This is a genomic window from Gracilibacillus thailandensis, assembly GCF_010994055.1.
In the GTDB taxonomy this organism is placed as follows: domain Bacteria; phylum Bacillota; class Bacilli; order Bacillales; family Amphibacillaceae; genus Gracilibacillus; species Gracilibacillus lacisalsi.
This window is the reverse complement of record NZ_WJID01000012.1, coordinates 1-11,380: the sequence shown is the minus strand read 5'-3', so window position 1 is coordinate 11,380 and position 11,380 is coordinate 1. Positions and strand designations below refer to the sequence as shown.

Genomic DNA, 11,380 nt, shown 5'->3' with positions numbered 1-11,380 from the left:
AGCCGTAGCGGTTGTTACGCCTATTATTCATGTCAAAATGGTTACTTGGTTAAATAACTAGTGAACTTCATACACTGTATTTGAATGAGATTCGTAGTAATAACCTTATATAATTAGGACATATGCTCGAATTTTTTCGAATAAATCTGTACTATATCTTTAAAAAAGTGCTACAATAGTTACATCATGGAATAAAAAAGATAAGAAAGAATGGGACGAGGACACTGTCCCTCTGTTCCGAGATAAGGGGGCTTTTGTATGGCAAAGGTGCGTACACAGGATTTGTTGGATCGCTTTAAGATTGAACTAATTGCTGGTGCGGAGGGAGTTCATCGTGAGATTTTTATGAGTGAAGTTTCTCGACCGGGAATTGAATTGACAGGTTATTTTAAATATTATCCTAAAGATCGATTGCAATTATTAGGAAAAACGGAATTATCTTTTTTTTCGGAATTAACACCAGAAGAAAAAAAGGACCGTTCTTATCGTCTATGTACGGATATTACACCGGGTATCGTCGTGACCAGAGATATGGCTGTCCCAGTTGAGTTAGTGGAAGCATGTGAAGCTTCAGGTGTACCATTAATGCGTTCACCATATAAAACAACACGTGTCATTAGTCGTATTACAAACTTTTTAGAGGCGAAATTTGCCCCTTTTACAGCAGTCCATGGTGTTTTAGTTGATATCTACGGGATTGGTGTACTGATTACTGGTCAAAGTGGAGTAGGTAAAAGTGAAACTGCACTGGAATTAGTCAAAAGGGGACATCGCCTTGTAGCTGATGATAGCGTTGAAATTCGCCAAGAGGACTATGATCGATTAATTGGATCATCCCCTCCTCTAATTGAGCACTTGTTAGAAATAAGAGGATTGGGTATTATTAATGTCATGACGTTATTTGGTGCGGGATCGGTTCGCTCTCATAAACGAATTTCATTAGTGATTAATCTTGAAACGTGGGATCAAAAGAAACAGTATGACCGATTAGGATTAGAAGAGGAAACGATGCAAATTATAGATGTTAAAATTCCAAAAGCAACACTTCCTGTTCGACCTGGTCGTAACCTAGCTGTTATTATAGAAGTGGCTGCGATGAATTTCCGTCTGAAACGAATGGGCGTTAATGCAGCAGAAGAGTTTTCCCAACGATTATCGAAGATGATTCAAAATGGGGAACAAGAGGTTTCAGAATATGATACAGATCTAGATATGGATTAATTAATGAACGGAGGAGATCAACTTTGTCATGTGAAGCTCCTGCACTTGATCCTGTTTTCCTGCAGTTAGGACCATTTTCTATTTATTGGTATGGAGTGATTATCGCTTCTGGTGTCTTTTTGGCATTATGGCTTGCGACAAGGGAAGCAGACCGATTAGGTGTAAAAAAGGATTATATTGTTGATTTAGTAGTGTTTGCCATCCCGATTGCTATTTTATCTGCACGTGCATACTATGTCATATTTGAATGGGATCGATATGTCGGGGAACCATGGTGGAAAGTGTTCGCAATTTGGGAAGGTGGAATTGCCATACATGGTGCATTGATTGGTGCAGTGTTAACGGCTATCGTTTATACACGAGTGAAAAAGTTATCTTTCTGGCAAATTGCAGATATTGTAGCACCAAGTCTTATATTAGGACAAGCAATTGGTCGTTGGGGTAACTTTATGAACCAAGAAGCACATGGTGGACCTATTTCAGAAGCTACATATCAAAATTTCCATCAATACTTACCAGATTTTATTATGAATCAAATGTGTATTGACGGTACAATGTATCACCCGACCTTTTTATATGAATCAGTTTGGAATATCATGGTATTTATTTTATTATTAATATTACGTAAATTCCCATTGCGTCGCGGGGAAATGTTCTTGACGTATGCCATCTCGTATTCAATCGGACGTTTCTTCATTGAAGGAATGAGAACTGATAGTCTATATATTGTTGGTGATCTGAGAACAGCGCAGTTTATTTCAATATTGTTAATCGTCGGTGCGATCATCATGATGATCTATCGTCGTAAAAAAGGCTTATCCGACAGAACGTATCAAGGTAAAAAAATAATACAAGATAAGAAGAAATAAGGAACGTTGAGCTTTTGCTATGTTCAAGCAAAAGCTCGTTTCTCGTCATTTGGAGGTAAAAACATGAAAGTAGAAACCATTTTATTTGATTTAGATGGAACGTTAATCAATACGAATGAATTGATTATCGCTTCCTTTAGCCACACGCTTGAAAAATACGGAGATCGAACATATACAAGAGAAGAAATCCTCGATTTTATCGGACCGCCATTAGCGGATAGCTTGAAAAAAGTTAACCCAGACAAAGTAGAAGAAATGATGGAGGCTTATCGCGAGCATAACTATGCCAACCATGAAAAATATGTGGAGGCATACCCTACTGTAGTCGATACCATCAAAAAATTGAAGGAATCAGGATACAAGTTAGGAATTGTTACTACAAAACTGAACGATACTGCTAAATTAGGCTTGAAAATCACCGGAATGGATCAACTTTTTGATGTATTAATCGGTCTTGATGATGTGGACAATGCAAAACCACATCCGGAACCGATTTTAAAAGCTATTGATGAATTAAAAGCAAATCCGATGACAACAATGATGGTCGGAGATAACTACCATGACATCGAAGCAGGTCATAATGCTGGAGTGCAAACAGCAGGTGTTGCCTGGACGATCAAAGGAAGAAAGGTCTTAGAAGACCATGATCCGAATTATATGTTAGAAGAAATGAGTGATTTATTACAAATCGTTGGAGTGGAATAAACATGCGAAAAACAGATCGATATCGTGTCCATGGTGCCAATAGTTTATGGCACGTCTATAAAACCGTTCCTTTTTGGAAAGTAATCAAAAATTTTATCGTTATCCAACTTGCTAGATATACGCCTTTTTTAAAACTGAAAAATGCGATGTATCGTACTTTTTTGAGGATGGATATTGGGAATGAAACTGCCTTTGCGCTAATGGTCATGTTAGATATTATGTTCCCGGAAAAAATTCACGTCGGGAAAAATACGGTAATCGGTTATAACACCACGATTTTAGCTCATGAATACTTAATTGAAGAATATCGTTTAGGTGACGTTTATATCGGACAAGAAGTAATGATTGGAGCCAACAGCACTATCTTACCTGGCGTGAAAATAGGTGATAGAGCAGTTATCGCGGCAGGCACGGTTGTACATAAAGATGTAGAGGCGGGAACGTTTGTTGCAGGCAATCCTATGCGAGTGATTTATACAAAAGAAGAAATGCAGGAACGTAAACAAAAGGATACCTTTTTTCAAAAAGCTGATGATCAATAATGTGATCATCAGCTTTTTTATAGTGATATCTTTGCTTTTAAAATACCATAAATGGTTTTTAGATGTGGGATATCAAGTTGATGTTTACTTGCTAGCTCGATAGCTGCACCTTGTAAATGTTCTAATTCGACGTGGAGTCCTTTGCGATAATCTTGGTGCATGGAAGACGTCGCGCTGGCAGGTAAACTGTACAATGTTTTCCAAGCTTTCTCGAGATGCTGAACAGTCAGATCCACCTTTTCACAAAAAGCAATCTGTCTCATTTCGTGAAGCAACTGTTGTATAATATCCTTCGTTTCCTCATGTACAAGAAGCTCACCAATTTCCATGTTACTGACGGTAGTGATTCCCGAAAATGCTGTAATAAACATATACTTATACCAGATATCCGTTAAAATCTTATCACTGTAGACAGAGGTCATGTTGGCAGCAGCTGAAATCTCTGCTAGTTGTTCGCAAATTTCAATCTGCCCTTCATCTAGAGGACCAAATCGGATTTCATCGATCTTGCTTGTGTGTTTTACATGTCCGTTGTCATCTAATGTCGCTATAATATTGGCTAGACCTCCAAGTACTTTTTTCTTGCCAAAATGATTAGTTAACACGTCGTAATGCTTAACCCCATTTAAAATAGGTAAAATATATGTATGAGCATCAACTAATTTTTCAAGTGTATCGATGACGCTTTCCAAGTGGTACCCTTTTACTGACACAACGATAATATCAGCAGGTGCTGCTTGCGTTGGATCAGTAACGATCACAGGATTTTCGATCTGGTCATCGCCGTTCATACTATTGATTTTAAGCCCATTATCCTGCAATTGGGCAGCACGTTTCTCACGAACGATAAATTGCACATTAGCACCAGCTTTACTCCAACGAACACCAAAATAACTTCCTAATGCACCTGCACCAACAATTGAAATGTTCATATCATCTCCACCTTTCTAACTTCATGATACTATAACTTCCACATTTAAAAAAAGCTCTTTCAATGTAGCAAAAGTGTGTTATAATGCTAAAGTCATTATATTTAAAATGAAGGAACGATCATATAGAAAAATCAGTTAGAATGGGAGGGGAATACGAAGCGTGACTAATCCATATCAAATAGAAGGAAACATCATACCTTTCATACCAGAAGGGGATTTTTATTTTTCAAAGGGAGTTGAAGCCTTTCAAAAACGAAAATTCGACCTCTCCTTAAAATGGTTTAAAAAGGCGATTGCTGATAAACCGAATAATCCGCTTTATCAATGTCAGGCATCAATTGTCTACACGGAAATGGGCTCCTATCATTTAGCTAATCAAATGTTAACGAAAGTGCTGTCTACACACGGTGAAGATTATGTTGATTGTTATTACTTAATTGCTAATAATTATGCGCATTTAGGTCTCCTTCAGGATGCAGTTAAATATGCGGAATTATATATCGAAAAAGCACCTGATGGAGAATTTACGGAAGCAGCATCTTCCTTACTCGACGTATTAGATTTGAGTGAAATAGAAGAAGAAGACGATGATGATGAGTGGATGCTAGAGGAAGAGGATGATCTGATAATTTATCAGGAAACAGCTTTTTATCACTTGGAACGTGAAGAATGGGAAGAAGCCATTGCCATTTTAGAAGAAATGATCACATTGTTTCCAGAGTTTTCACAGGCAAAACATGAATATCATTATGCATTATTTTTTGCTGGTGAACGAGAAGAAGCTATTACGATGGAGGAAAAATATTTACAAGATCATCCTGACTCGTTGTTCAGTTGTATGAATTTAGCTTGTTTTTTTGCACATGAAGCCAATCAAGAAAGGCTGCAATATTATACAGAGCTACTTGATAATATTTATCCGATTCACGAACAACAAAAACTAAGGATTGCAGTGACATTTGCTCAAATTGGACTGTTTGAAAAAGCACTATATCGGTTTAAATTGTTGCATAAATCAAAGCTAAAAGGCCATCCTTCCTATTATAGATGGTTTAGTACTTGTCAGTATTATTTAGGGCTGAAGGAAACGGCGCAACATTTATGGGAGGAAGGTTGTAAGCAACATAATATTTTAGCAGTACAGACACCTCCATGGAAATGAGAGAAGTGAGCAGAATAGTAGACCTTTTATTTAGACCGTAGGATAATGGTTTTAAGATAAAGTAGAAAGGAATGACGATAATGACTGGAGAAAGAATTTATGATGTTATTATTGCAGGTGCTGGACCGGCTGGTATGACTGCAGCGGTTTACACATCACGTGCAAATTTAGATACATTAATGTTGGAAAGAGGAATTCCTGGTGGGCAAATGGCAAATACGGAGGATGTTGAAAATTATCCAGGTTATGATCACATCTTAGGACCGGATTTGTCGAATAAAATGTTCGACCATGCGAAAAAGTTTGGTGCAGAATATGCATATGGTGATATTAAAGAAGTCATTGATCATGGTGATTACAAAACAGTTGTAGCCGGATCAAAAGAATATAAAACGAAAGCAGTCATTATTACAACTGGTGCGCAATATAAAAAATTAGGTATACCAGGTGAAGAAGAACTTGGTGGCCGCGGTGTTTCTTATTGTGCAGTTTGTGACGGTGCTTTCTTTAAAGAGAAAGAACTTATCGTCGTAGGTGGAGGAGACTCTGCTGTTGAAGAGGGTGTGTATTTGACAAGATTCGCTAGTAAAGTGACTATCGTTCACCGTCGTGATGAATTACGTGCACAAAAAATTCTACAAGATCGTGCCTTTAATAATGACAAAATTGATTTCATCTGGGATACAATTGTGAAATCTATTAATGATAAAGACGGCAAAGTCGGCAGTGTTACATTGTTCAATAAAAAGACTGGTGAAGAATATGAGCATAAGACAGATGGTACATTTATTTATATTGGAATGGTGCCATTAAGTGAACCATTTAAATCATTGGGTATTACTAATGAGGAAGGTTATATCCCGACAAATGAGAATATGGAAACAAGTGTACCAGGCGTATTTGCTGCTGGGGATATCCGAGAGAAAGATTTACGTCAAATCGTAACAGCGACTGGTGATGGTAGTATTGCAGCACAAGCAGCACAGGCATATATTGAAAATTTAGAAGAAGCTGTTAATACACCAAGCTAGTAATTGTAATCTTTTCGACATAAATACGTAATTGGAAATTAACGTGGCTGTAACACGCACGAAATATTAATTAGATATAATGTAATTAACTAATTGACCCCCTTTTTAATAAATATTACTTGACGGCATAGGTTTCCATACCTATGCCCATTTTTTTGATGTGAATATTGCTCATTATTGGTAAATGCAGAAAATCCTACAATAATGACTACTAATAGACAAATTCTTAATAAGTATTTTGGTGGTAGAGGGCATTCACTCCGTGTATAATGGAAGTATAAATACAAGTAGTCTCGTTACATAAATTTCTGAATAGAGAGGAGTGTTTAACCTATGGGGAGACAATCTGAGGAAACCAAGCTTGTCATTATCACAGGAATGTCAGGTGCCGGTAAAACAGTTGCCGTTCAAAGCTTTGAGGATCTCGGTTATTATTGTGTTGATAACCTTCCACCAGCTCTCCTGCCCAAATTCCTTGAACTCATGAAAGACGCCACCAATAATATCCAAAAAGTAGCACTCGTAATGGACTTACGTGGTAGAGAATTTTTTGATACACTATTTGAGGCATTAGACACACTCGGACAAGAAGAATGGTTGGAAGAACATATTTTATTTTTAGATGCGAATGACCATGTTCTTGTATCCCGTTATAAAGAAACTCGCCGTTCTCATCCATTAGCACAAGACGGACTACCACTTGAAGGAATCCATGCTGAGCGAAAAATATTGGATGAATTGCGTGGTCGTGCACAACATTTCATTGACACGTCTAAATTAAAGCCTAAGGAATTACGTGAAGAAATTGTGCAACGCTATAGTAAAAAAGATCAAGAAATCTTTTCAGTCCATACGGTTTCTTTTGGTTTTAAATATGGTTTGCCGATAGATGCAGACTTGGTATTTGATGTCCGTTTCTTACCGAATCCGCATTACGTGGAGCAAATGCGCCCACTCACAGGTTTAAATACGGAAGTTTCTTCTTATGTATTTAAATGGTCTGACACGCAGAAATTTTTAGAAAAAACGATCGACCTATTGCAATTTATGCTTCCGCAATATAAGCGTGAGGGGAAAACTCAGCTCGTGATTGCGATTGGATGTACGGGTGGGCAACACCGATCTGTTGCAATTGCTGAGCATTTGGCAAAGCATTTTCAAAAAAATTATGTCACACATGTTAGTCACCGTGATATAGAGAAACGAAAGGGATAAAAATGTCACAATCTGACCCAAAAAAAGTAGTGGTCATCGGTGGCGGAACAGGGATGCCGGTTCTGCTTCGAGGACTCAAACAACAACCAATTGATTTATCCGCGATTGTCACAGTTGCAGATGATGGCGGCAGTTCTGGTCGCTTACGGTCTGAAATGGAAATGCCGGCACCAGGAGATATCCGTAACGTGATTGCCGCACTTTCTGATGTCGAACCAATGTTGATGGAATTATTTCAACACCGATTTACCAAAGGAAATGGTCTTTCCGGACATTCGATGGGGAATCTCTTATTAGCAGCTATGACATCTGTTACCGGAGACTTTTATAACGGAATCAAAGAGATTTCACGTGTGTTAAATGTAAAAGGGAACATTTACCCGATTGCTAATCAAAACATGTTTCTCCATGCCGAATATGAAGATGGTGAAATAGTAGTTGGGGAATCCAATATCCCGAAAGCTAATAAACGGATTAAACGTGTCTTTTTAAAGCCAAACCCGGTATTGCCATTACCGGAAGCAGTCTCAGCTATTCAAGAAGCAGACTTGGTTGTGATTGCACCGGGAAGTTTATATACAAGCACATTACCTAACCTGATTGTTCCGCAAATTGGTGAGGCTTTGCGCAATACGAAAGCAAAAGTCGTCTATGTATGTAATGTTATGACGCAAGCTGGCGAAACTAATCACTATACTGCATCCGATCATGTGCAAGCAATCATGGATCACATTGGTACCGGATGTCTACAATCCGTTATTGTACACAATAAAACAATTGCTCGCGACGTACAAATGGTCTATGCGGAAGAAAATGCCGAACCGGTAAAATATGATCTGGATAAATTACGTGAGATGGGCTTGGAAATTATTGAAGAAGATATTGTCAAAGAATTAAATCATTCATTACGACACGATACGGACAAAGTGGCGAAAGTGTTGTGTTCGTTAATGTAGAGGGGTTAGCAGTTGGCAAAGAGGGGAGGGAGAAAGTTGTCGTTTGCAGCAGATATTAAAAAAGAATTAACGAAAATAGAAAGTGATGATTGTTGCGAACAAGCAGAATTAGCAGCATTGATTCGTATGAATGGTGCGATCTCTTTTTCCAAAAATCATTATTCCTTAGATGTACAAACAGAGAATGCAGCGATTGCACGTCGTATTTATACGTTAATAAAATCGATATACCAAATACCAGTTGAATTATTAGTCCGTAAGAAAATGAAATTGAAAAAGAATAACGTCTACATCGTGCGGATGAATGAAGGCGTAAAAGAAATGCTTCAAGACATGGAGATATTGGCAGCGCCCTTGCAATTTATTCGTACGATTTCAAAGAAATATACGAAAAAGCAATGTTGCCGAAGAGCTTATTTGCGAGGTGCATTTTTAGCTGGTGGATCAGTTAACAATCCAGAAACTTCTTCCTATCATTTAGAGATATATAATTTTCATGAAGAACACAATCAATCATTGTGTGATTTGCTAAATGAATATCAACTTCATGCACGTATTTTGGAACGGAAAAAAGGGTTTATCACTTATATTAAAGAAGCAGAAAAAATTACCGAGTTTTTAAATTACATTGGCGCACATCAAGCATTATTTAAATTCGAGGATGTTAGAATTGTTCGGGATATGAGAAATTCTGTCAATCGCTTGGTGAATTGTGAAACAGCCAATTTAAATAAAACAATTGGTGCAGCATTCCGACAGGTTGAAAATATCCGTTTTATTGATAAGACGGTAGGGTTGGATGCATTACCGGATAAACTACAGGAAATTGCCAAACTACGAATGGAACATCAAGATGTATCATTGAAAGAATTAGGTGAAATGGTCTCAGGTGGTAAGATTAGTAAATCTGGCATTAACCACCGATTGAAAAAAATCGATCAATTTGCAGATCAATTACGAAAAGAAGAGTTAACCATGAAATAACAAGAGGAGGATTTTCCCTCCTCTACAATATTATAAGAATAAGATAAGCTGTTCTTTAGTAGAATGAAATGATAGCGCTTACCAAAAGGGAGGGGTTACCATGTTAGAGAAAGAAGTTGTTATTGCAGTAGATCCAGGGTTGCAAGCAAGACCAGCAGCTCAATTTGTACAAAAGGCGAACAGTTTCACTTCAGAAATATTTATTGAAAAAGACACCAAACGGATTAACGCCAAAAGTATTATGGGGTTAATGAGCCTGGCGTTGTCAAAAGGGAATACAATAAAAATTATTACAGATGGTAGTGATGACCAGGAAGCTTTAGAGGAGTTAGTGGCTTTTGTTGAAGGAAAAAAATAAAGATTTGTATAACACTGCTTTTTTGCAGTGTTTTTTGTTGAAAAAATTTAGATAGCACCATATGATGGGAATAATAGCAGAACGATAGTAAGGAGTGACAGAATGAGCCTTAAATCGAGTATTTATAAAATCTTACGGATATGGAATGATGTCGATGCAGTTCGTAAAGGCAGAGCAGGAAAAAGGATTGGCCGTCGAGTAGCAGGAAAAGCAACAGGAAAAGCACTAAGAAAGTTGTTTAAATAACAAGGCTAGAAAACAAATCTACATAAAAAGCACTTCTCTTGGAGAAGTGCTTTGGCGTTTACCTGTTATATAAGCGCGCCCGGAGGGATTCGAACCCCCGACACATGGTACCGGAAACCATTGCTCTATCCCCTGAGCTACGGGCGCATCAAGTGAGAATACTATCAGTACAAGATTCGTCCTATGATAAAATGCGACAAGAATAATTATAGCGAATCGCTCGTATAATTTCAATACATATATCAAACTTTGATTATTTGATTCTGGAGGTTTAAATCGTTACAGTTAAGGGTAGGATGAAGTTAGAAAATCAAATCGTTTGACCTTTTTTGACCATTCCGTTAAGATAAAAATAGTTAGATTTCATGAATGAAAAAAGCAAGTGTTAAAAGGAGGAATTTTTCATGAACTTAATCCCTACAGTTATTGAACAAACAAACCGAGGCGAACGTGCATATGACATTTATTCACGCCTTTTAAAAGACCGAATTATTATGTTAGGTAGTGGCATTGATGATAATGTGGCAAACAGTATCGTAGCACAAATGCTATTTTTAGCAGCTGAAGATCCAGATAAAGATATTTCACTATATATCAACTCACCTGGTGGTTCAATTACAGCCGGAATGGCGATTTACGATACCATGCAATTCATTAAACCTAATGTATCAACAATCTGTATTGGTATGGCAGCATCAATGGGGGCATTCCTTTTAGCTGCTGGTGAGCCTGGTAAACGATATGCATTACCAAATAGTGAAGTAATGATTCACCAACCACTAGGCGGTACACAAGGTCAAGCGTCTGACATTCAGATCCACGCTAACCGTATTATCGAAATGCGCAAAAAGTTAAACCAAATTCTAGCAGACCGTACTGGTCAACCTATAGAAGTAGTTGAAAAAGACACAGATCGTGACAACTTTATGTCAGCTGATAAAGCTAAAGACTATGGTCTAATCGATAAAGTAATGGAAAAGAAACCATCAGACTTAAACTAAAGAACCAAAAGCGACGGTAGTAACTCACCGTCGCTTTTTTTATAAGGAAAATATATAATACGCGGCATGATAGTGTATTTGTATCATAGGTGGTCATTTTGAAATGATATGTAGACGGAAAGCATCGCTCCGGCTGCCCACTTCCCTTTCCGTGGGGG

At 37.7% G+C, this 11,380-nt stretch carries 13 protein-coding genes and 1 tRNA gene; 12 read left to right on the top strand and 2 right to left on the bottom strand.

Annotation, left to right across the window (positions count from 1 at the left end; all coding sequences use genetic code 11):
• The first annotated feature begins 258 nt into the window (after nt 1-258).
• From hprK to GH715_RS05260, 4 genes are all read left to right on the top strand, one after another.
• Nucleotides 259-1,221, top strand: a complete 963-nt coding sequence (gene hprK / locus GH715_RS05275) for an HPr(Ser) kinase/phosphatase (RefSeq protein ID WP_018930973.1) — start codon at nt 259-261, stop codon at nt 1,219-1,221.
• A 23-nt stretch (nt 1,222-1,244) separates the two neighbouring features.
• Nucleotides 1,245-2,090 (top strand): prolipoprotein diacylglyceryl transferase, encoded by an 846-nt coding sequence (gene lgt / locus GH715_RS05270; RefSeq protein WP_153834484.1) that lies wholly within the window; start codon nt 1,245-1,247, stop codon nt 2,088-2,090.
• 63 nt (nt 2,091-2,153) lie between these two features.
• Nucleotides 2,154-2,795 carry a pyrophosphatase PpaX gene (gene ppaX / locus GH715_RS05265; protein WP_153834485.1) on the top strand — a complete coding sequence of 214 codons (642 nt, stop codon included), beginning with the start codon at nt 2,154-2,156 and terminating at the stop codon, nt 2,793-2,795.
• Nucleotides 2,796-2,797: 2 nt separating this feature from the next.
• Complete coding sequence (locus tag GH715_RS05260) at nt 2,798-3,337, top strand: acyltransferase (protein ID WP_153834486.1); 540 nt, start codon at nt 2,798-2,800, stop codon at nt 3,335-3,337.
• Between the two features lie 17 nt (nt 3,338-3,354).
• Here GH715_RS05260 and GH715_RS05255 read toward each other — a convergent pair whose 3' ends face one another.
• Nucleotides 3,355-4,269, bottom strand: coding sequence for a ketopantoate reductase family protein (locus tag GH715_RS05255; RefSeq protein WP_153834487.1), 915 nt, complete (start codon nt 4,267-4,269; stop codon nt 3,355-3,357).
• Between the two features lie 160 nt (nt 4,270-4,429).
• On the opposite strand from GH715_RS05255, the gene GH715_RS05250 reads away from it, so the two are divergent.
• The 7 genes from GH715_RS05250 to GH715_RS05220 all read left to right on the top strand — a co-directional run bounded on the left by GH715_RS05250 (nt 4,430) and on the right by GH715_RS05220 (nt 10,221).
• Nucleotides 4,430-5,431 carry a tetratricopeptide repeat protein gene (locus GH715_RS05250; RefSeq protein WP_163578464.1) on the top strand — a complete coding sequence of 334 codons (1,002 nt, stop codon included), beginning with the start codon at nt 4,430-4,432 and terminating at the stop codon, nt 5,429-5,431.
• 80 nt (nt 5,432-5,511) lie between these two features.
• The gene (gene trxB, locus GH715_RS05245; protein ID WP_153834488.1) at nt 5,512-6,462 is read left to right on the top strand and encodes a thioredoxin-disulfide reductase; all 951 of its coding nucleotides are present in this window, start codon (nt 5,512-5,514) and stop codon (nt 6,460-6,462) included.
• A gap of 333 nt (nt 6,463-6,795) precedes the next feature.
• A complete protein-coding gene (gene rapZ, locus GH715_RS05240) occupies nt 6,796-7,677 on the top strand; it encodes an RNase adapter RapZ (RefSeq protein WP_018930966.1) in 882 nt (293 codons plus the stop codon).
• Between the two features lie 2 nt (nt 7,678-7,679).
• Nucleotides 7,680-8,633 carry a gluconeogenesis factor YvcK family protein gene (locus tag GH715_RS05235; RefSeq protein ID WP_153834489.1) on the top strand — a complete coding sequence of 318 codons (954 nt, stop codon included), beginning with the start codon at nt 7,680-7,682 and terminating at the stop codon, nt 8,631-8,633.
• 36 nt (nt 8,634-8,669) lie between these two features.
• Entirely contained in the window at nt 8,670-9,617 is a 948-nt protein-coding gene (gene whiA / locus GH715_RS05230) for a DNA-binding protein WhiA (protein ID WP_153834490.1), read from the top strand.
• Between the two features lie 100 nt (nt 9,618-9,717).
• Nucleotides 9,718-9,975 (top strand): HPr family phosphocarrier protein, encoded by a 258-nt coding sequence (locus GH715_RS05225; RefSeq protein ID WP_153834491.1) that lies wholly within the window; start codon nt 9,718-9,720, stop codon nt 9,973-9,975.
• A gap of 102 nt (nt 9,976-10,077) precedes the next feature.
• The gene (locus GH715_RS05220; RefSeq protein ID WP_018930962.1) at nt 10,078-10,221 is read left to right on the top strand and encodes a hypothetical protein; all 144 of its coding nucleotides are present in this window, start codon (nt 10,078-10,080) and stop codon (nt 10,219-10,221) included.
• 74 nt (nt 10,222-10,295) lie between these two features.
• Here GH715_RS05220 and GH715_RS05215 read toward each other — a convergent pair.
• Nucleotides 10,296-10,368: transfer RNA gene (locus GH715_RS05215), tRNA-Arg, on the bottom strand.
• Between the two features lie 257 nt (nt 10,369-10,625).
• Between GH715_RS05215 and clpP the strand changes: the two genes are divergently transcribed.
• Complete coding sequence (clpP, locus tag GH715_RS05210) at nt 10,626-11,222, top strand: ATP-dependent Clp endopeptidase proteolytic subunit ClpP (RefSeq protein WP_153834492.1); 597 nt, start codon at nt 10,626-10,628, stop codon at nt 11,220-11,222.
• The last annotated feature ends 158 nt before the right edge of the window (nt 11,223-11,380 follow it).

Excerpts from the sequence above, each read along its gene's own strand:
- hprK (WP_018930973.1), top strand. The coding sequence starts at position 259 with ATGGCAAAGGTGCGTACACAGGATTTGTTGGATCGCTTTAAGATTGAA.
- ppaX (WP_153834485.1), top strand. The coding sequence starts at position 2,154 with ATGAAAGTAGAAACCATTTTATTTGATTTAGATGGAACGTTAATCAAT.
- GH715_RS05260 (WP_153834486.1), top strand. The coding sequence starts at position 2,798 with ATGCGAAAAACAGATCGATATCGTGTCCATGGTGCCAATAGTTTATGG.
- GH715_RS05255 (WP_153834487.1), bottom strand. The coding sequence starts at position 4,269 with ATGAACATTTCAATTGTTGGTGCAGGTGCATTAGGAAGTTATTTTGGT.
- trxB (WP_153834488.1), top strand. The coding sequence starts at position 5,512 with ATGACTGGAGAAAGAATTTATGATGTTATTATTGCAGGTGCTGGACCG.
- rapZ (WP_018930966.1), top strand. The coding sequence starts at position 6,796 with ATGGGGAGACAATCTGAGGAAACCAAGCTTGTCATTATCACAGGAATG.
- GH715_RS05235 (WP_153834489.1), top strand. The coding sequence starts at position 7,680 with ATGTCACAATCTGACCCAAAAAAAGTAGTGGTCATCGGTGGCGGAACA.
- GH715_RS05225 (WP_153834491.1), top strand. The coding sequence starts at position 9,718 with ATGTTAGAGAAAGAAGTTGTTATTGCAGTAGATCCAGGGTTGCAAGCA.
- GH715_RS05220 (WP_018930962.1), top strand. The coding sequence starts at position 10,078 with ATGAGCCTTAAATCGAGTATTTATAAAATCTTACGGATATGGAATGAT.
- clpP (WP_153834492.1), top strand. The coding sequence starts at position 10,626 with ATGAACTTAATCCCTACAGTTATTGAACAAACAAACCGAGGCGAACGT.